Origin of the sequence: Rhizobium sp. CF142, assembly GCF_000281145.1 — a bacterium.
Classification (GTDB): Bacteria; Pseudomonadota; Alphaproteobacteria; order Rhizobiales; family Rhizobiaceae; genus Rhizobium.
The window spans coordinates 1-18651 of the sequence record NZ_AJWE01000135.1 but is presented as its reverse complement, the minus strand read 5'-3'; the positions used below and the strand labels follow the sequence as shown (position 1 = coordinate 18651).

Here is an 18651-nt window from a genome sequence, read left to right as displayed (position 1 = left end):
CGCCATCACGCAGGGAGCATGATTGGAAGAAGAGCTTCAGTTCGGCGCATTTTCGATAGTGCCCGCCAGGCGCAGCCTGTTGCGGGAAGGGTCGGCCGTGCCTCTCGGCAGCCGCGCCGTCGATATCCTGCTGTTTCTCTTGAACCACCCGGGCGAGCTGAAGACCAATGCGGAGATCGTCAAGCAGGTGTGGCCGGATACGTTCGTCGACGAGGCCAATCTGCGCGTTCACGTCTCAGCGCTGCGCAAGGCGCTGGGCGACATCAAACGCGAACCGCAATTCATCGCCAATGTGCCTGGCCGCGGCTATACATTCATCGCGCCCGTCAATCGCCGCAGCAATGGCGCGACACCTGCCGTTCGGCCGACACTCTCGAGACTCCGCTCCGAACGCCTGCCCGCCCGCATCTTCGGCCGCGAACAGACGATCGCGGCCGTGACCGGACAGCTGACCAAGGGCCGTCTCGTGACCATCGCCGGCCCGGGTGGCATCGGCAAATCCACCGTCGCCCGCGCCGTGATTGCGCAGGGCAACTTCGAGGGCGAGATCGTCTGGATCGATCTGTCGGAAGTCGCGACCGGAAATCTCGTGCCGACGGTCGTGGCATCTGCACTCGGCATCCTCTCGCGCAGCGACGATATCGTCACGGAAATCGCCGCCTATCTGCAGCCGCGCAATCTCCTGCTCGTGCTCGACAGCTGCGAGCATGTGGTGGCCGATATCGCCAAGCTCGCCGAAGACCTGCTGGCGGAAGCGCCCGATCTGCAGATCCTCGCCACCAGCCGCGAGCCGCTGCGCGCCCAAGGCGAACGCGTCCACCGCCTCCTGCCGCTAGACCTGCCCTCGTCTGCCGTGACAGCGGAAGCTGCCCTGGCCTCGCCCGCCGTCCAGCTTTTCGTCGAACGCGCCGATGCCTGCCTTGGCGGTTACAAGCTGACGGACGAGGACGCCGCCGATGTCGTCGATATTTGCACGAGGCTCGATGGCATTGCGCTGGCAATCGAGCTTGCCGCCGGCCGGCTGGAGGCGATGGGCATCGCCGCCCTCTCCCGCTCGCTTTCAGATTGCTTCCGGGTATTGACCCGCGGCCGGCGCACGGCGCTGCCTCGCCACCAGACACTGCGCGCCACGCTCGACTGGAGCTACCTCATCCTGTCGCCGGAGGAGCAGCAGGCGTTGCGCGAACTCTCCGTCTTCCGCGGCCGCTTCAGCGGCAGGGCCGTAGCCGCGGTCCTCTCCGGCACCGAACCCGAGGATTTGCTGGCTGCGCTCGTCGCCAAATCGCTGGTCGTGGTCGAGACTGCGAGCGACGAAACGCGCTACCACCTACTCGATACGACCCGCCTCTATGCCGGCGAAAAGCTTGCCGCCTCGGGCGAACTGCCCGATGTTATGGCCCGCTTCTCCGCCTATCTCTTTATCGCGCTCGAAAGCGCCGAGCAGGATCTCTATGCCGCCTCGCCGGAGGAATGGCCTGATGATCTCGCCCAGCAGGTCCCGGGCCTGCGGGCAGCCCTCGACTGGGCCTTCGGTCCATCAGGCGGCGATGCGCTGCTCGGCGTGCGGCTGACGGTCGCCGCCCTGCCGCTCTTCTTCCGCCTGTCACTGCTCGATGAGTGCCTGGCCGCCCTCACCCATGCAATAACCTTCCTCGATGCCCGCCCCGGCCTCGACGAGAAAAGCCGCATGAAGCTCTATGCCGCGCTCGGTTGGCCGCAGCTTCGTGCCACCAATGCACCGGAACTCGGCGTTGCCGCCTGGACGACCGCCCGGCGGATCGCCGAGGAACTCGGCGATGTCGACCATCAGCTTCGCGCGATCTGGGCGCTTTGGGTCGATCTGCTGAACCGCGCCAAGCCTCGCCAGGGACTGGAGCTGGCGGAGCGCTTCGCGGCCCTTGCTCCGTCCTCTTCCGATCCATCAGATGCCATCATCGGCAGGCGTATGAAGGCCGCCACGCTGCACTGGCTCGGCCGCCATGCCGAGGCTCGCGAGGAACTTCTGGCGATGCTGGCGGACTACGAGCATGTGCCGCAGGTTCGCCATTCCGTGCGCTTCCAGTTCGACCAGCGCGTGACGGCGCGTATCATCATCGCCCGCTGCCTCTGGATATTGGGCGACGAGAAGGCCGCGCTGAAGGAGGTCGAAGAGACAATGCGCTACGCCTGCGATATCGGCCATAACCATTCGATCAGCAATCTTCTCGCCGAAGCCGTCTGCCCGCTGGCGCTTCTCTCCGGCAACGACGGCGAAGCGGCTGCCGCGATCCGGCTTCTGCGTGACCATACCAAGGCCCTGTCGCTCGATGTGTGGCACACCTATGCCGACGGCTTCGAGGCGGAGCTACGTCTGCGGGACGGCGAATACCGGCTCTGCCTCGCAAAGCTGCGCCCGGCGATGGACATCCTCGATCTTGCCGGCTTCAACCTTTTCCGCACCTACTTCCAGTCCATCGAGGCGCAGGCCCTGTCCGGCCTCGGTCAACATGCGGAAGCCCATGCGGTGATCGATAGCGCCTTGGAGCATGGCGATGTCTCAGGCGAACGCTGGTGCCTGCCCGAGCTCCTGAGGGTGAAGGCAATGGTCACCGTAAAGGGACAGAGCCCGGAAGGACTGGACGCCGCTTCAGCCATCCTCGAGGCGGCACGCATCGCCGCAAGGCAGGATGGCGCGGTCGGCTGGGAACGCCGCATCAACGTCGATCTCGAAGCCCTCGGCCATGAACCGGCGCAGCTTTCGGGCGCGGCCGGCTAAACCCGTTTACACCGATTTACAACGATCAACTCGTCCGCTTCTCGTTGTCTGTGCATCATTGCTCCCCAAGAGGAGGATGCCCATGGACGGCCAAATACCCATCCGTTTTCTGATCATTCTCGCTGCGGATGGAGATAACAGCGAGGTCAGGATCGCGCGCCTCGCACCCGCCTATTACCTTTTCAAGGATGCACCGGCAGAAGTCGTCCTCGCGACACCATCAGGCGGCTTCGCCGATCTGACCAGCGAGTTGCGCCAGACCGTCCATCAGAGCGTCCATAAGGAGCCTACTGTCGGACGCTTCCTCACCGACCGCGCCGCACGCGACGATCTCGCCGATACTCTGCGCCTCGACCAGATCGTGACAGAGGATTTCGACGCCGCCTTCTGCATCGGCCTTTCCGGCCCGCTCTGGTCCGCCGAGGGCGTCGCAGCCACGATCCGCGCTTTTCTGACATCGGGCAAACCGGTCGCCGTCATTCCCGGCCGGCGTCTGGACATAACACCCGAAGGTGCCGCCACCGGCCTGCTGATCCTCGGCGACTGCGAAGCGTCCCCGCTGCTGTCAGCCCATGCACTTCTCAAGGTCGTGCTGGAAGGTCGTAAGACCCTGACGTCTACGCGCTGACGATTTACCGTCAAATCTGCAAAGAAATCTTTGCAAAGATTCATTTGCGGTACTACGCTGCCGCCATGAAAACACCCGTTCCTACACCAGCGTCATCTACATCCCGCGACGTCAGCCGGGTCGTCCCCGACGTCACGGCGCTGAAGGCGCTCGCCCATCCGGTGCGCCTACGTATGCTCGGTATACTGCGCATCGATGGTCCCGCAACGGCAACGCAGCTCGCGACACGGCTCGGGCTCAACAGCGGCGCGACGAGCTATCACCTGCGCCAGCTTGCCCAGTATGGTTTCATCGAGGATGCGCCGGGGCCATCCCGTCGTGACCGCTGGTGGAGGGCATGCCACGAGATCACCTCGGTGCCGCCGGCGGAAACCGAAGGCGAGGCTTTCGATATGGACGTCGCCTTCACGCAGGCGATCCTCTCCCTTCAGGTCGATCAGATGCAGAAGGCAGTCGAGGAATATGCCGAGCTGCCGCTCGCATGGCGCAAGGCCAGCACCGCAAGCGACATCATCATTCCGCTGACCCCTGAAAAGGCCGAGGCCCTGACGAAGCGGCTGAACGACCTCCTCATGGAAGCGATGCGCGAGGCCCCGCCCCTCGGCGAGCCATTGCCATCAGGCACCGTGCCTTTCACCGTCATGCTGCACGCCTTTCCCTATCCGGGCCGCCTGCCGCATGGCGAGGAAGAGAGCGAGCCATGAGCCGCCGCAGTCCCTTCGTCGCGCTCGCGCTCGCTGAAACGCTTTCCATTTCAGGCACGCGGCTCTCCAGCGTCGCCATCCCCTGGCTGGTGCTGAGCACGACCGGCAGTCCCGTGCTGACCGGCCTCGTCGCCATGATGGAGATGTTGCCCTATGTCGTCGCCAAGGCGCTCGGCGGCCCCTTGATCGACCGCCTCGGCCCCAAGCGCATCGCCATCATCTGCGACAGCGCCTCGGTGATTGCGGTCGGCCTCGTGCCGCTGCTGCATCTGCTCGACCTGCTCACCATGCCGATCCTGCTGCCGATCGTCTTCGCCATGGGTGTGCTGCGCGGTCCCTCGGATGCCGCCAAGCAATCCATGGTCCCCGACATTGCGGAACTCGCCTCCGTGCCGCTGGAGCGCGTGACCGGCGTCGTCGGCGCCATCGAGCGCCTGGCATCGGCCGCAGGAGCGGCCGGCGCCGGCGCGCTGATTGCCCTTGTCGGACCAAGCCAGGCGCTAGCCGTCAACGCCCTCACTTTCGCCGCCGCCGCCGTGATCGTCGCTGTCGGCATTCCCGCGTTGCGGCACACCCGGAAAGCCGAATCAGGCGGCATTTCCGGCTACGGTCGGGAATTGGCGGAAGGCTGGCATTTCATGCGCCGTGATGCGGTGCTGGTCGCAGTCATTCTGATGGTGGCGACAACCAACCTGCTTGATCAGGCCTACTTTGCCGTCCTGCTGCCTGTCTGGACCCAGGATTCGGGCCATGGCCCCGCCCTGCTCGGCACCCTGTTCGCCGTCTTCTCTGGCGCTTCCATGATCGGTGCGGCGATTGCCGCCCTGATCGGTGATCGCATGCCGCGCCTTCTCGTATACACTGTCGCCTTCCTGCTCACGGGCTTTCCGCGTTTCTTTGTCTTTGCGGTGGATTCCCCGCTGCCTGCGATTTTCACAATTCTCGTCATCGGTGGCTTTGCCTCCGGCTTCCTCAATCCGATCATCACCGCTGTGCTTTTCGAGCGGATTCCGAAGCCGCTGATGGGGCGTGTCACCTCGCTGAATGCTGCTCTCTGTTGGGCGCTCATTCCCTTCGGCGGCCTTGTCGGCGGCGCACTGATCGATGGCCTTGGCCTCTCGGTCGCACTGCTCCTTATGGGTTTCGCATATCTGGCAGCGACGATTGCTCCCCTGGCACATCAAAGCTTCCGTGGCTTCGACAGGAAAAAATCTGCGGATAACATACTGTGTTCATGAGCTTATTACGCCTTTTGGCGCATTGCTTCATTTTTGCTTTGCATCAATTTACGACGGTTAACTCGCATCACTGCCCAAAGTGAGCCAGCTTGTCCTCGTTGAAGAGGCGCGGAGAAGCCCAAACGGAGGCGATCATGCCGACACCTATGAATGAACGCAGCATTGCACTGACGGCCGATGCCACGCGGCGGGATGTTCTTCTGGCAGGCGGCGCCGCGGTTGCGGCCATCGCCCTGCCGAAAGCCACGCTCGCCGCAACCACTCCAACATCATCACAACCCCGGAGCCAGACCATGCCTTTCATCAAGACCCATGACGGAACTGAAATCTTCTACAAGGATTGGGGCAAGAAGGATGCCCAGCCGATCGTCTTCCATCACGGCTGGCCGCTCAGCGCCGACGACTGGGACGCGCAGATGATGTTCTTCCTGGAAAAGGGTTTCCGCGTCATCGCCCATGACCGCCGCGGCCACGGCCGCTCGACCCAGACGTGGGAAGGCAACGAGATGGACACCTATGCGGCCGATGTCGCCGCACTGACCGACCATCTGGACCTCAAGAATGCCGTCCATATCGGCCACTCCACCGGCGGCGGCGAAGTCGTCCACTATGTCGCCCGCGCGAAGCCGGGCCGTGTTGCCAAGGCCGTCATTATCGGTGCCGTACCGCCGATCATGCTGAAATCCGACAAGAACCCGGGCGGCCTGCCGCTCGAAGTCTTCGACGGCTTCCGCGCAGCCCTTGTCGCCAACCGCGCCCAGTTCTTCCTCGACATCCCGACTGGCCCCTTCTACGGCTTCAACCGTCCGGGCGCCAAGGTGAGCCAGGGCGTGATCGAAAACTGGTGGCGACAGGGCATGATGGGCGGCGCCAAGGCCCATTACGATTGCATCAAGGCCTTCTCCGAAACCGACTTCACCGAAGATCTCCAGAAGATCACCGTGCCCGTTCTCGTCATGCACGGCGATGACGACCAGATCGTCCCCTATGCCGATTCCGCGCCGCTGTCCGCCAAGCTGCTGAAGAACGGCACGCTGAAAACCTATCCCGGCTTCCCGCACGGCATGTGCACCACGCACCCTGAAGTCATCAACCCGGACCTCCTGGCCTTCATCAAGGGCTGAGTTTTTCTCTCGAAGACTTGCGGGCGCGCCCTTGTGGCGCGCCCTTTTGATCCTGATCTGCGGTTGTCATCGTCGTCAGGAAATGGTTGTCCGGTACGGTTTCCCGGCATCAGCCGTAAAGAACTGAAAATCAATGTAAATAATTGATAATATTGAATTTTATAGGCGAAATCCTGTCGCCGTTCTGCTATTGTCTCCTCATGGTGATACCGAAGAGGAGACGAGCAGATGAGCGATGCGGATAATCTCGGCATGTCGGCTACACGCCGTCAGCTTCTGGCCGGCGCCCTCTCGGGCGTGGCGGCCTTTGCCCTGCCGCGCAACACCTATGCGGCGGAGTTTCATCGCTTTACGCATGGCGCCTTCGACATCACTGTCGTCAGCGACGGTTTCATCACCCTGCTCGGCGAAGTCCTGCTTCCCGATGCAACGCCGGAAGAGCGTCGACTGATCCTGACGCGGCTCGGCGGTGATGCGGCAGGCGCTCCGGTTCAGGCCAATATCCCGCTCATCCGCCACGGCAGCGACCTGATCCTCATCGATAACGGCTCCGGCACGCATTTCCAGGCAAGTGCCGGCAAGCTCGCCGCCAACCTGAAGGCAGCAGGCATCGAGCCGGAAGCCATCACCAAGGTGATCTTCACTCACGCCCATCCCGATCATTCGGGTGCCACGACCGTGGCCGAAGACAAGTTGCTCTATCCGAATGCCGACTATTTCGTCAGCGAGACCGAATGGAATTTCTGGACCGACAAGGACTATGAGGCCCATATGCCCGCCGCCCTGCACGATTTCGCTCGCGGCGCACAGCGCGATCTCTTTGCGGTGAAAGACAAGCTCACCCTCGTCAAGCCGGGACTGGAAATCCTGCCCGGAATGCAGGTGATCGAAACATCAGGCCATACGCCGGGTCACATTTCCTTCGAGCTCGCCGGCGACGGCAATCTCCTCATCACGGGTGACGCCTGCACTAATGACGTGATCTTCTTCGAACATCCCGCCTGGCATTTCGGCTTCGACACCGATCCCGAAACCGCCCTGAAAAACCGCCGCATGCTGCTCGACCGCGCCGCTTCGGAAAAGATCAAGCTTCTCGGCTATCACTGGTCCTATCCCGGCGTCGGTTATGCCGAGCGCAAGGACAGCGCCTACCGCTTCGTGAAGGTTTAAGGTCGTACTGCATATTGCGGAACGCCACCGGGAATCTCATAGAAATCGGCCTTGTCGGCACAGAAGATATGGTAGCCGAAGCGGAGCCCGCTTGGCTCGTCGAACGCGCCGGCCAGGATGGACATTGCCGGTCCGCCGAGCCTCTGCCAGAACAGCGCCGAGCCGCACTGCGAGCAGAAACCACGCCTGGCCTCATCGCTCGACTGATACCAGCGCAGGTTTTCCTCGCCCGTAATCGTAAGCGCCGAAACCGGCACGTCGGCCGCAGCATAATAAAGCCCCGTCTGCCGCCGGCATTGCGAGCAATGGCAGCCGACCACGACATCGGGCTTCTCCCGCGTTTCGAACCGCACCGCGCCGCACAGGCAACCGCCCGCATGATGTTCGCTCATTTCCGTTCTCCCTGAAGCAGCTGGGAGAGTGACGTCGGTACAACCGCCAGTCAAATCCAAAGCGCTGATCAATGGCTTCAGGAAAACTGATGCCCTGGAAGAGGCAGAGCATTATCGGTTGCAGGCCAGATCAAGAAGACCTTTCCCGGCTCATATCAATGCCTTTGGTGCGGCATCATTCCTCACGAATACAGCCAATACGTTTATTAGATAAACCAAAATTAATAAATTCTGATTTAAGATCCGGCTACTGATCGAAAACACAACTCGGCGGCAAGCGAGGTGAAATATGAAGCTTTATCGTCGTTTCCACGCCAATATCTCGGGTGCCGCCGCCATCGAATTTGCGATCGTCGCACCGGTCTTCATACTGATCGTGCTGACGATGATCGCCTATGGTATCTATCTCAGCGCAGCCCATGCCGTCCAGCAGTTGACCGCGGATGCTGCGCGTACGGCTGTCGCGGGCCTTACCAGCCAGGAACGCACGCAACTCGTCAATGACTTCATTTCCCGATCGACGATCGACCATCCGCTGCTCGACCTCTCGAAACTGCAGATCAGCGTCGCCACCGATCCGGCCAATGCGAACCAGTTCACCGTCTCCGCTGCCTATGACACGTCCAATCTTCCGCTTTGGAATCTCTATACATTTCCCCTGCCCGACCACGTAATCCGTCGTTTCGCCACGATCCGGATGGGGGGCATCTGACATGCGGACATTTCGTGTTCGGCTAAGCTGCTTCGCGGTCGATGCAGCGGGCAATATTGCCATCACCGCGGCCCTCTGCGCGCCGCTTATACTCTATACGCTCGGCCTCGGCATCGACTACGGCATGATGACGCTGCAGCAGCGCCGCCTGCAGGAATTGAGCGATCTCGGCGCGATCGTCGCCGCCTCCGATATCAACCATGCGGCTGAGAATCTCGTGATCAATTTCAACGAGAACGGCTTGGACGTCGCTGTCAGAACCGCAAACGGCTATGCAACGAAGCAGGGAATGAGGCAGCTTTCGGAAGCCGACCTCAAGACATTCGATGCGGTTGCAAACCTGGTGCCCGGCACCTACCTCGCCGATCCATCCACGGCGCTTGGCAGCCGGTTCTCTCCCGGAACACAACCATACGATGCAGCAAGAGTGGATCTCAGCCAGATAGCCGAGCTGACATTTGCCGCTGCCTTCGCTGCTGCACCGACCCTGAGTGCCACAGGCACGGCCTCCGCCTCCAAGCTTGCCGCCTTTTCCGTCGGCTCGCGCCTTGCGAGCCTCAATGACGGTGTGCTGAACGGATTGCTCGGAAGCCTGCTCGGTACCACGCTTTCCCTCAAGGTCGCCGATTACTCTGCGCTTGCGAGCGCCAATGTCGAGCTGCTCTCCTTCCTGGATACTCTGGCGACAGATCTCAATCTCACCGCCGGCAGCTATAATGACGTGCTGGCGACCGAGATCACCTATCCCCGTCTGCTCACGACGCTGAAGAAGACCAGCGGCCTGACGCCCACGGTGACGAAGACGCTCGACACGGTCCAGAAGGCACTCGGCACCACGCAGGTCAAGCTGAAGCTGGAAGACCTCCTGAACCTCGGCTCGACAGGTGAAAGGGTTGTCGGCAGCGGCTCGCACCTTTCTGTCGATGCCAGCATGATGGATATCCTCTCGGCCGCCGCAATCGCCGCCAACCAGAAGAAGCAGGTCGCCGTCAATCTGAACGCCGCCGTGCCCGGCGTCGCCGCCACGAAACTGACGCTCGCGATCGGCGAGCCGCCAAAGGAGATAGCCTCCAACGCCGTCGGCACCACGGGCGCCGTCGTGCGCACCGCCCAGGTGCGTCTCGCAATCGAACTGAATGTTCTCGGCATCAGCTCGATTGCCGGCATCAAGCTGCGCGTGCCGCTCTATGTCGAGGTCGCCTATGCGGAAGCCAAGCTTGCGAGCATTTCCTGCCTCGGCGGCGGAGCACGGAACGCCAATGTCGGCATCGATGTCGTGCCCGGCGTCGCCGAGCTCGATCTCGGCGATGTCGATACCAGCGCCTTCGCCAATTTCGGCAGCAAGCCGCGTGTGACCCGCGCCAAGATCATCGATGCGACGCTGCTCGACGTCTCCGCCCTGGCGCAGGTCAACGTCACCAACCAGACCAAAACCCGGCTGACGTTCCAGCCGAAGGATATTGCCGCCGGGACCATCAAGAATGTCTCGACCAAGGACACGCTGACCTCGACCGTCGCCAGTCTGCTCGCCAACACCGATATCCAGGTCACCGTCCTCGGCCTCGGCATCGGTCTGCCGAAGGCGGTGATCCAGGGCGCGGTAGCCGACACGCTGACCGGGCTCACCAAGCCGCTCGACGAACTTCTCTTCAACACGCTGACGCTGCTCGGAATCAAGATCGGCGAAGCCGATGTCCGCGTCACCGATGTGCGCTGCCAGCAATCGGTGCTGGTGCAGTAGGAGGAGGTCTGCGTCGGCTCAGTTCGCCAGCGTGCCTTGATGGAAGACGATCTTCCAGCCTTCGTCTGTCCAGCGCCAGATGGTCGAATGGCGCGTTACGCGCTGCGGCTCTTCGAGTATGTAGGAAAGAAGGAAGAGCCCGTCCGTCAGCACCGTGATGGTGAAATCCCGGCAGGGCCAATCATGCGGCTCAAGTCCGTTTTCGTAGCGTGCAAGCGATGTTTCGATGGCATAGCTGCGCTGATAAACTTTCCCGCTCGCACCGATTTCCCAGAAATTGCTATCGGTCATCCGCTCGAGATCGGCCCGCGACGTGCCGAATTCCCGCCTGTGGAAGATCGGCTCGCGGGCAGCAAGTTCTCTAAGAATATGGTCCAGATCCAGATCGCTCATGCCGCTAGAATGCATGGATGAAGCGCTGGCCGCAAGGCGAAAGGCCGGTTTGACAAGCGCCCGGTCCGCGGATACGAACACTGTCATGAGTTCCAACAGCGCGCCCCTCTCCCGTCTTGACCGCACCTGCCCGCAGGTTGCCGTTTTGCGCGCTTTTGGCGGACGAGGTCTCCGCGTCCAGTCGTAACGTCCGGATGCCTGATGCGTCCGGCGAACTGCTGGACGTAAAGCCCCCATCATTCTGTAAGGGCTGCCAGGGAGACAGGCACCGTGCTCAATCTTTTCAATGTCAATTCGCTCGTTCACTGGGAAGAGCGTGAAATCAACATGCGTGACCACATGGTCCGTTTCTTCTCCGAGGAAGTGCGAACCTTCCTCCGGTCGGTTAACTCGGCCTGGGATATAAGACGGGTCGAGGCGCCCGCGCTGACGCCGCGCGCCCTCATCTCGGATGCCTATACCAATGCCGATATCTGGATGCAGGAACAGCTTTCCGAAACCGATCCACCGCTCGTGCTGAGGCCGGAAACGACGCCCTCCAGCTACGTCTACATGCAGCACATTCTCGGCAATCATTCCCGAACGCGCCTGCCTCTTTGCGTCTGGCAGGCCGGTCGATCCTACCGGCGCGAGCAGGATCAGCCGACCAAGCACATGCGCCTGAAGGAATTCTGGCAGCTGGAATTCCAATGCGCCTACACCGCCGACAGCGGCAACGATTACCACGCCGCTTCGCTGGAGCCCGTGCGCCGCATGATTGCCTCGCTCATTCCGCTGCCGACCCGCATCGTGCCCTCCGACCGCTTGCCTGCCTACGCGCAGACGACAGTCGATGTGGAAGTGGATAACGGCGACAAGTGGATGGAAGTCTGCTCGATCTCCCGCCGCACGGATTTTCCCGAACGCTACAGGACGCAGCCGAAAAAGGGTCCGGCCGTCGAGCACGACGTTCTCGTCCTCGAAATCGCCATCGGCCTTGATCGCTGCGTCTACAATTGGAACATGGCAACCAGCCTGTAAGGGAATGCGGGCCGGGTTCACTAGGGGATCCGGCCCGTATTTTAAATATAGTTTTATTTATATGTATTTCCGCGTCTTAAGCGACGGCTTCAGCTGTCAACGCATGTCACCAAGTAGAGACTTTTCGTGAAGCTCGCGGAAGATCGAACACCATTGCGGGTGCCCCATATCGCCAAGGGCCTCGGCCTCACCAGGCGTGACCCATCGCATCGCCGTATGTTCATCACCAAGCAATACAGGATCTCCGCCCTGCCATTCGCTCACCAGAAAGAGATGGTAGGTGGTAACTTGCTCGAGATGCTCGGCGACCTTTCGGAACCGCAATGGGGTCAGGCCGATCTCCTCTTTTGCCTCACGCATCATTGCCACCTCGGGGCTTTCGCCGATTTCAACATGGCCGCCGACTAGATCCCAGCAATCCGGAAAGCGCTCTTTGTGCCCTGCTCGCCGGACCAGCAGAACCCGGCCTTCCCGCCAAAAGATGGCGCATGCAATATCAATCAAAAACATTTCCCTTCGATGCGTCCGCAATCTGCCTCGACAACAGGCGAAAGTCACGTCTCCTTGCCTTGCCGAAGCATGTCATCGTCGGCCACTCTGCGAATCTGCACGGCTGCCCCACGCGATGGAGAAACAGTCCTTGGAAATCCCCGAAGAGTTTCATGTATCCGAAACATCAGGCTGGCTAGTGAACCATCGCATCAATGCCGCCCTGCCCGGCTATCTCATGGTCAGCTCGCGAAGCTTCACCAACGACCTCTCGGAACTCTCGCCCGAAGCCCTCGCCGAACTCGGCCCGCTGCTGGCAAAGGCGCAGGCAGCCCTCGGCACGGTGCTCAGCGCAAAACGCGTCTACATCGGCCGCTATGGCCACGCGCCGGGCTATCCCATCCATTTCCATATCATCCCGATCTACGACTGGGTGGAAGACCTTTTCTGGCAGGACGAGCGCTATCGCCTGCTCCAGACCTTCGCCGAAGGCCCTGGCGAAACCCCGACCGATGGCGCAGAACTAACCTTCTTCGTCTGGCGGGAATTCTGCGAGCGGGCCGACCCGCCGCCGATAAAGGGACTATCAGTTGCCGAGACCATCGAATTGCTGAGAAAGACATTACGCGCATGACATTTGCGGACCAGGCATTCACGATACCAGCCGATCATATCCATTGCCGCCTTGCCGAGAGCTTCCACCTCTCCGATCCGGTCGAGGCGCAGCGGAAGGCGGGCTGGGATCGCTTCCTCGCCAGACACCCCGCCGCCTTCGACGGACAGCTTCTGCGCATGGCCGCGCATCACATCGAAGATAACAGGCTGACCATCACGGCGCAGAGCACATGCTTTTCCGCCTATGTGGCGACCCGCCATGCCGGCTTTGCCGAGGAGTACCCGCAAGCCGAGCGCGCCGACCCGCTCGGGCTCACCGTCGTTCTTGTCACCGCAGACCAGCAGGTGATCGTCACCAGGCGAAGCCTCACCGCGGAGCAAAATCCCGGCGCTCTCTATCTGATCGGCGGCTACGCGGAGCCAGCGGAAGGCGAAGAGATCGATCTCTTCGACGAGGGGGCCCGCGAGCTTGCCGAGGAGGTCGCCGTCACCGATATCGACCGCGCTTCAGCCTTCGGCATCGGTCTCGCCTACGATCCGACCTACTGCCATCCGGAGCTTTTCCTGATGGCATCAAGCCGCTCCACCGCCGCCGAAATCCTCGACGGCGCCCGCCATGCACCTGACCGTAACGAGGCAGCCGAACTCTTCGCGTCACCGCTGAGTGATATCTTGAACAACGAAGATTTCATGCCCGGCTCTGCCAGGACATGGAGCTTCCAAAAGGCTCAGGCTTTTCTGCAGCAGCATTTCCGCGCGCACAATGCCCTGTAACATCAGGGAGCGGGTACCTACGTGACATAGGCGCCCGCCCCCGATGGCATCACGGTTCCAGCCGCAATAACACGTGCTTCTTCCGACCGACCGACAGGCGGATGACGCCGCCCTCCATATCCGCATACCCAAGCAGCATGGTTTCATCGCTGACGCTGCGGTTGTTGACGCGAACGCCGCCACCAAGGATCAGCCGCCGCGCCTCGCTTTTCGACTTGGCAAGCCCCAACGTGACAAGCGCATCCGGCAGCGGCAAGCCCTGCCGCAGCAGATCGCCATTCACCGGAACCGTCGGCAGGCCGGCAGCGACCTCGCCCACTTCAAACATCCGGCGAGATGTTTCGGAGGCCTCTGCCGCCGCTTCTGCGCCGTGGCAGAGCCCGGTCACCGCGTCGGCAAGCACCTTCTTCGCCAAGTTGATTTCGGAGCCGCTAAGCCTTTCCAGCCGGGCGATCTCGTCAAGCGGCAGCTCAGTGAAGAGGCGCAAGAAGCGCCCGACATCAGCATCCTCGGTGTTGCGCCAAAATTGCCAGAATTCGTAGGGCGACAAGCGGTCGGCATTCAGCCAGACCGCACCCGACGCACTCTTGCCCATCTTCGCGCCCGAGGCGGTCGTCAAGAGCGGCGCCGTCAATCCGAACAGCGTGCGCCCGCCGGCACGCCGTCCGAATTCCACGCCGCTCAAGATATTGCCCCACTGGTCCGAACCGCCGAGCTGCAGCAAGCAGCCGTGGCTTCCGGCAAGCACATGAAAGTCATAGCCCTGCATCACCATGTAGTTGAATTCGAGCAGTGATAGCGATTGCTCCCGCTCCAGTCGCTGGCGCACACTGTCGGAGGTCAGCATCCGGTTGACGGAGAAATGCGGGCCGACATCGCGCAGGAAATCCAGGTATTTCAGACTGCCCAGCCAATCGACGTTGTTGACCATGAGCGCATCGGTCGGCCCGTCGCCGAAAGTGAGGAACCGTTCGAAGATGCGCCTGATACCGGCGAGATTGCCGGCGATCTGCTCTTTGCTGAGCAGAGGCCGCGACGTGTCACGAAAGCTCGGATCGCCAAGCAACGTCGTCGCCCCGCCCATCAGCGCGATCGGCCTGTTGCCGGTCTTCTGGAACCAATGCAGCATCATGATGGGGATGAGATGCCCGACATGCAGGCTGTCGGCCGTCAGATCGAAGCCGTTATAGGCCGTCCTAGAGCCGGTACTGAGCCAGCTATCGAGCGCTTCAAGGTCGGTGCATTGCTGGATGAAACCGCGCTCGGAGAGAACACGCAGAAACTCCGATCGAAGCTTGGTGGAAGGCTGGAAATTGATGGTCATAAGGGTCTCCATGGGGGCCAATCAGGCCGGAGACCTTCTGCTGAAACACGCGCCGCCGACCGTGCGGCGTTTCGGGTGTCGTAGATGACCGTCGCCGCTCTATGGGAGCAGCGCGTAATACAGGCCAGAAAGGGTCGGTACACGGGTCATGCAGTTTACATACCGGGCCTGCGATCCGGCCACAAGAGGGCTGGTCAACGACGCGCGGCAATCGGCAAGGCAGGCTGCGCGGCGGCAGCCTCCATCAGATCGAGGATTCCATCGGGAAAAATGATCTCGGTACTGCTGACGAGTTCCGCGGTCGACCACCAGTGATGATCGGCCATGACTTCTCGTTCCAGATCCGTCCAGCCGCTGTCGGAGATCGCACCGCGTTCGGCGCGCACCGCAAAAAACTGCTCCTCGGCACGCACCATCTCGCCATCGGGCAGTTGCAGGTCGAAAGACCGGTTGCCGATCGACGGTCCCACCTGCTCCGTATGAAAGCCCGTCTCTTCCGAGAGTTCGCGCAGGGCCGCCTGCTCGAATGTCTCGCCCTCCTCGAGCCCGCCGCCCGGTGTCGCCCAATATTGGCGCCCCGCAAGCGCGCCGGATCTGAAGACGAATTTGAACAGCAGGACGCAGCCAAACTGATCGAGCAGAAGCAGCCGTGCCGACGGACGTATTCGCATCAAACTCACCCTCTTGTGTAATCTCTCATGAGAATGGCAATAGAAGAAAATCGCAACTTCCAGTGCAAAAAAACATCAGATGCTTCGTTTCGCCTTCCGCTTCGCAATCGTCGTCTTTCTGACCCTGCTCACCCAGATTGGCGGTATCGCTTATCTTGTAGACCTTGCGGTTGCACGCCTCTGGGGCGTGCGCAGATTTTTGCCCAAGCTTGCAATCTTTCTGCTCGTCTATACCGGCCTGATGCTTGCCACCGGCATCGTTGCACCGATCTTCGGGCGTGTTCCCCTGTCGTGCCTGGCAGACGCTTCGAACAAGCTCGTCGTCCGCTCACCGATCTACTGCGCCCTCAACCGCAACTATGTTACGCCCGGTATGCGCGATCTGGCCCATGCGCTTGCCGATAATATGGACAGGCAGTTCCCTGGCACGACAACGGTCGTGCTGGATGCCAACTTCCCGTTCCTGACCGGTTTCCCGCTGTTGCCGCACCTATCGCATGCCGACAGCAGGAAGCTCGACTTCGCCTACTATTACAAGGATGCCAACAGCGAATTTCTGAATAGCGAAACCCGCTCACCGATCGGTTATTTCGCCTTCGAGCAGCCTGCCGATGGTGATGATCAGCCATGCAAAGGGCGGACTGACTGGCTGACCGGGCGTTGGGATCTGGATGTGATCCAGCCGTTATTTCCGAACTTTCGAATTGAGGAGCAGCGCATGGTCGCGGCGATCAATTGGCTGACCACCGATGGCGTCAGCAAGTTCGGACTGGAGAAGGTGTTTATCGAGCCGCATCTGAAGAATACCCTCGGCATCACCGATGATCATGTGCGCTTCCAGGGATGCCGTGCGGCTCGGCATGACGATCATATTCATGTTCAGGTGCGGTGATCGAGGCGTCGGCAACGCCGATGATTTTGCGCGTAAGCCTCCTCCTCTCTCATCCCCTCCTCGTGCTGGCACGAGGAGGGGATGAGAGAGTTTAAGGTGGGCTCTCCGAACACAAAAAACCCGGCGCGAGGCCGGGCTTTCGACTCTAGTGGCTATTGGCTATTCGCATCGCATTACGCGTTGGCAGCCATCCGCTTCTCATCACGCCCGCCCTTCATGCGCTCTGCCAGCAGGAACGCCAGCTCGAGGGCCTGGTCGGCGTTGAGGCGCGGGTCGCAGTGGGTGTGGTAGCGGTCCTGCAAGTCCTCGGCCGTCACGGCACGGGCGCCGCCGGTGCATTCGGTCACGTCCTTGCCGGTCATTTCGATATGGATGCCGCCCGGATGCGTGCCTTCGGCGCGGTGGATCTGGAAGAAGCTTTCGACTTCCGAGAGGATGCGTTCGAAGGGGCGCGTCTTGTAGCTGTTGAGCGTGATCGTGTTGCCATGCATCGGATCGCAGGACCAGACGACCTTCTTGCCCTCGCGCTCGACGGCGCGGATGAGCTTCGGCAGGCTGTCGGCCACCTTGTCATGGCCGAAGCGGCAGATCAGCGTCAGGCGACCGGCTTCGTTGCCCGGGTTCAGCGCATCGATCAGTTCGATCAGGTTGTCTGGCTGCAGCGACGGGCCACACTTGAGCCCAACAGGGTTCTTGATGCCGCGGAAATATTCCACATGCGCATGGTCGAGCTGGCGCGTGCGGTCGCCTATCCAGATCATATGGCCTGATGTGGCGTACCAGTCACCCGAGGTGGAGTCGACACGGGTCAGCGCTTCTTCATAACCAAGCAGCAGCGCTTCGTGGCTGGTGAAGAAATCCGTCTCGCGCAGGCTCGGATTGTTTTCCGAGGTGATGCCGATCGCCTTCATGAAATCCATGGTTTCGCTGATGCGGTCGGCAAGCTTGCGGTAACGCTCGCCCTGCGGGCTGTCCTTGACGAAGCCGAGCATCCACTTGTGCACGTTGTCGAGATTGGCATAACCGCCCATCGCGAAGGCGCGCAGCAGGTTCAAGGTCGCTGCCGACTGGCGGTAAGCGTCGAGCTGGCGCTCCGGGCTCGGGATACGGGATTCAGGCGTGAATTCGATACCGTTGACGATATCGCCGCGATAGCTTGGCAGCGACACGCCGTTCTGCGTTTCCATCGGCGCCGAACGCGGCTTGGCGAACTGGCCGGCGATACGGCCAACCTTCACGACAGGAAGCTGGGCGCCAAAAGTCAGCACGACGGCCATCTGCAGGAAGGCGCGGAAGAAGTCTCTGATATTGTCGGCGCCATGCTCCAGGAAGCTCTCGGCGCAATCGCCGCCCTGCAGCAGGAAGGCGTTGCCTTCGGCCACATTGGCAAGCGCGCTCTTAAGGCGGCGAGCTTCACCGGCAAAAACGAGTGGCGGATAGGTGGCAAGCACGGCTTCCGTCGCGGCAAGTGCTGCCGCGTCAGGATATTCCGGAACCTGCTGGATTGGCTTGCTCCGCCAGCTGCTCGGGGTCCAATTCTGTGCCATGTCACTCATCTGCTTCCCCATCCGGTTTGCTCCGGATGCCTGCCCGTTAAAGAATGCGGCGGCTTATAAACCTTTCGGCTCCCCTTGCCTAGCGCATTCGGCGCCCTGGGAGAGTTTGCATCGGCGGCTCGCAGCGTCACTCTGGCTGCGCCAATATGACATCGAAACTGGCGTTAAGACGATATATACCATGCTATTTTCCTGCTAATTTAGATTTCAAATGTACAGAATACCCTAATAAAATAGGGGTTCAGCATGGGTATCCTTTCGTCCGCTTTCCTTTCGGACCGGTCTGGCAATTTCGGTATCATGACGGCGCTTTTGATGGTGCCGTTGGTTGGCTCTGCCGGTCTGGCGCTGGACTATGCCCATGCGCTGAGCTTGCGTACCCAGCTCTATGCCGCCGCCGATGCCGCAGCCGTCGGCGCCGTTTCCGAAAAATCGGATGCAGTGGCAGCCGCC

Annotated in this window: 19 protein-coding genes; 13 read left to right on the top strand and 6 right to left on the bottom strand. The window is 61.2% G+C overall.

Features of this window, described 5'->3' with window-relative positions:
- Window positions 1–22: 22 nt before the first annotated feature.
- From PMI11_RS34235 to PMI11_RS34210, 6 genes are all read left to right on the top strand, one after another.
- A complete protein-coding gene (locus PMI11_RS34235) occupies window positions 23–2755 on the top strand; it encodes an ATP-binding protein (RefSeq protein WP_007826792.1) in 2733 nt (910 codons plus the stop codon).
- An 82-nt stretch (window positions 2756–2837) separates the two neighbouring features.
- Complete coding sequence (locus PMI11_RS34230; protein WP_007826791.1) at window positions 2838–3383, top strand: hypothetical protein; 546 nt, start codon at window positions 2838–2840, stop codon at window positions 3381–3383.
- Window positions 3384–3448: 65 nt separating this feature from the next.
- Window positions 3449–4087, top strand: coding sequence for an ArsR/SmtB family transcription factor (locus tag PMI11_RS34225; protein WP_007826789.1), 639 nt, complete (start codon window positions 3449–3451; stop codon window positions 4085–4087).
- A complete protein-coding gene (locus PMI11_RS34220) occupies window positions 4084–5325 on the top strand; it encodes an MFS transporter (RefSeq protein ID WP_007826788.1) in 1242 nt (413 codons plus the stop codon). Before PMI11_RS34225 ends, PMI11_RS34220 begins: the two co-directional genes overlap by 4 nt.
- A 293-nt stretch (window positions 5326–5618) precedes the next feature.
- Window positions 5619–6449, top strand: a complete 831-nt coding sequence (locus tag PMI11_RS34215) for an alpha/beta fold hydrolase (protein WP_037072671.1) — start codon at window positions 5619–5621, stop codon at window positions 6447–6449.
- Window positions 6450–6677: 228 nt separating this feature from the next.
- Window positions 6678–7619, top strand: coding sequence for an MBL fold metallo-hydrolase (locus tag PMI11_RS34210; RefSeq protein WP_007826786.1), 942 nt, complete (start codon window positions 6678–6680; stop codon window positions 7617–7619).
- On the opposite strand, the gene PMI11_RS34205 is transcribed toward PMI11_RS34210, so the two are convergent.
- Window positions 7616–8011 (bottom strand): GFA family protein, encoded by a 396-nt coding sequence (locus PMI11_RS34205; RefSeq protein ID WP_007826785.1) that lies wholly within the window; start codon window positions 8009–8011, stop codon window positions 7616–7618. The two genes, PMI11_RS34210 and PMI11_RS34205, sit on opposite strands and share 4 nt — an antisense overlap.
- Window positions 8012–8300: 289 nt before the next feature.
- On the opposite strand from PMI11_RS34205, the gene PMI11_RS34200 reads away from it, so the two are divergent.
- Together PMI11_RS34200 and PMI11_RS34195 are read left to right on the top strand one after the other, a co-directional pair.
- The gene (locus PMI11_RS34200) at window positions 8301–8723 is read left to right on the top strand and encodes a TadE/TadG family type IV pilus assembly protein (RefSeq protein WP_007826784.1); all 423 of its coding nucleotides are present in this window, start codon (window positions 8301–8303) and stop codon (window positions 8721–8723) included.
- A gap of 1 nt (window position 8724) precedes the next feature.
- On the top strand, window positions 8725–10464 hold the full coding sequence (locus PMI11_RS34195) for a pilus assembly protein TadG-related protein (protein ID WP_007826783.1): 1740 nt from the start codon (window positions 8725–8727) through the stop codon (window positions 10462–10464).
- Between the two features lie 18 nt (window positions 10465–10482).
- Here PMI11_RS34195 and PMI11_RS34190 read toward each other — a convergent pair whose 3' ends face one another.
- Window positions 10483–10857, bottom strand: coding sequence for a nuclear transport factor 2 family protein (locus PMI11_RS34190; protein ID WP_081493327.1), 375 nt, complete (start codon window positions 10855–10857; stop codon window positions 10483–10485).
- Between the two features lie 270 nt (window positions 10858–11127).
- Here PMI11_RS34190 and PMI11_RS34185 point away from each other — a divergent pair, with 270 nt between their 5' ends.
- Complete coding sequence (locus tag PMI11_RS34185; RefSeq protein ID WP_007826780.1) at window positions 11128–11877, top strand: aminoacyl--tRNA ligase-related protein; 750 nt, start codon at window positions 11128–11130, stop codon at window positions 11875–11877.
- 96 nt (window positions 11878–11973) lie between these two features.
- Here PMI11_RS34185 and PMI11_RS34180 read toward each other — a convergent pair whose 3' ends face one another.
- Window positions 11974–12387 carry an NUDIX hydrolase gene (locus PMI11_RS34180; RefSeq protein WP_051034670.1) on the bottom strand — a complete coding sequence of 138 codons (414 nt, stop codon included), beginning with the start codon at window positions 12385–12387 and terminating at the stop codon, window positions 11974–11976.
- A gap of 130 nt (window positions 12388–12517) precedes the next feature.
- Here PMI11_RS34180 and PMI11_RS34175 point away from each other — a divergent pair, with 130 nt between their 5' ends.
- The gene (locus tag PMI11_RS34175) at window positions 12518–13000 is read left to right on the top strand and encodes an HIT family protein (protein WP_007826776.1); all 483 of its coding nucleotides are present in this window, start codon (window positions 12518–12520) and stop codon (window positions 12998–13000) included.
- Window positions 12997–13755 (top strand): hypothetical protein, encoded by a 759-nt coding sequence (locus tag PMI11_RS34170; protein ID WP_007826773.1) that lies wholly within the window; start codon window positions 12997–12999, stop codon window positions 13753–13755. The genes PMI11_RS34175 and PMI11_RS34170 overlap by 4 nt, the downstream gene beginning before the upstream one ends.
- Before the next feature lie 49 nt (window positions 13756–13804).
- On the opposite strand, the gene tyrS is transcribed toward PMI11_RS34170, so the two are convergent.
- Both tyrS and PMI11_RS34160 read right to left on the bottom strand, forming a co-directional pair.
- On the bottom strand, window positions 13805–15079 hold the full coding sequence (gene tyrS, locus PMI11_RS34165) for a tyrosine--tRNA ligase (RefSeq protein WP_007826771.1): 1275 nt from the start codon (window positions 15077–15079) through the stop codon (window positions 13805–13807).
- A gap of 194 nt (window positions 15080–15273) precedes the next feature.
- Window positions 15274–15750 (bottom strand): NUDIX hydrolase, encoded by a 477-nt coding sequence (locus PMI11_RS34160; protein WP_007826769.1) that lies wholly within the window; start codon window positions 15748–15750, stop codon window positions 15274–15276.
- 79 nt (window positions 15751–15829) lie between these two features.
- Here PMI11_RS34160 and PMI11_RS34155 point away from each other — a divergent pair, with 79 nt between their 5' ends.
- Window positions 15830–16642: a hypothetical protein gene (locus PMI11_RS34155; RefSeq protein ID WP_007826766.1), complete on the top strand. Its 813-nt coding sequence runs from the start codon at window positions 15830–15832 to the stop codon at window positions 16640–16642.
- Between the two features lie 173 nt (window positions 16643–16815).
- Here the strand turns inward: PMI11_RS34155 and PMI11_RS34150 are convergent, their stop codons facing one another.
- The gene (locus PMI11_RS34150; RefSeq protein ID WP_037072668.1) at window positions 16816–18189 is read right to left on the bottom strand and encodes a class II 3-deoxy-7-phosphoheptulonate synthase; all 1374 of its coding nucleotides are present in this window, start codon (window positions 18187–18189) and stop codon (window positions 16816–16818) included.
- Window positions 18190–18444: 255 nt separating this feature from the next.
- On the opposite strand from PMI11_RS34150, the gene PMI11_RS34145 reads away from it, so the two are divergent.
- The coding region (locus tag PMI11_RS34145) for a pilus assembly protein TadG-related protein (RefSeq protein ID WP_007826762.1) at window positions 18445–18651 on the top strand (207 nt) is incomplete at its 3' end.

Excerpts from the sequence above, each read along its gene's own strand:
- PMI11_RS34230 (WP_007826791.1), top strand. The coding sequence starts at position 2,838 with ATGGACGGCCAAATACCCATCCGTTTTCTGATCATTCTCGCTGCGGAT.
- PMI11_RS34225 (WP_007826789.1), top strand. The coding sequence starts at position 3,449 with ATGAAAACACCCGTTCCTACACCAGCGTCATCTACATCCCGCGACGTC.
- PMI11_RS34220 (WP_007826788.1), top strand. The coding sequence starts at position 4,084 with ATGAGCCGCCGCAGTCCCTTCGTCGCGCTCGCGCTCGCTGAAACGCTT.
- PMI11_RS34215 (WP_037072671.1), top strand. The coding sequence starts at position 5,619 with ATGCCTTTCATCAAGACCCATGACGGAACTGAAATCTTCTACAAGGAT.
- PMI11_RS34210 (WP_007826786.1), top strand. The coding sequence starts at position 6,678 with ATGAGCGATGCGGATAATCTCGGCATGTCGGCTACACGCCGTCAGCTT.
- PMI11_RS34205 (WP_007826785.1), bottom strand. The coding sequence starts at position 8,011 with ATGAGCGAACATCATGCGGGCGGTTGCCTGTGCGGCGCGGTGCGGTTC.
- PMI11_RS34200 (WP_007826784.1), top strand. The coding sequence starts at position 8,301 with ATGAAGCTTTATCGTCGTTTCCACGCCAATATCTCGGGTGCCGCCGCC.
- PMI11_RS34195 (WP_007826783.1), top strand. The coding sequence starts at position 8,725 with ATGCGGACATTTCGTGTTCGGCTAAGCTGCTTCGCGGTCGATGCAGCG.
- PMI11_RS34190 (WP_081493327.1), bottom strand. The coding sequence starts at position 10,857 with ATGAGCGATCTGGATCTGGACCATATTCTTAGAGAACTTGCTGCCCGC.
- PMI11_RS34180 (WP_051034670.1), bottom strand. The coding sequence starts at position 12,387 with ATGTTTTTGATTGATATTGCATGCGCCATCTTTTGGCGGGAAGGCCGG.
- PMI11_RS34170 (WP_007826773.1), top strand. The coding sequence starts at position 12,997 with ATGACATTTGCGGACCAGGCATTCACGATACCAGCCGATCATATCCAT.
- tyrS (WP_007826771.1), bottom strand. The coding sequence starts at position 15,079 with ATGACCATCAATTTCCAGCCTTCCACCAAGCTTCGATCGGAGTTTCTG.
- PMI11_RS34160 (WP_007826769.1), bottom strand. The coding sequence starts at position 15,750 with ATGCGAATACGTCCGTCGGCACGGCTGCTTCTGCTCGATCAGTTTGGC.
- PMI11_RS34155 (WP_007826766.1), top strand. The coding sequence starts at position 15,830 with ATGCTTCGTTTCGCCTTCCGCTTCGCAATCGTCGTCTTTCTGACCCTG.
- PMI11_RS34150 (WP_037072668.1), bottom strand. The coding sequence starts at position 18,189 with ATGGCACAGAATTGGACCCCGAGCAGCTGGCGGAGCAAGCCAATCCAG.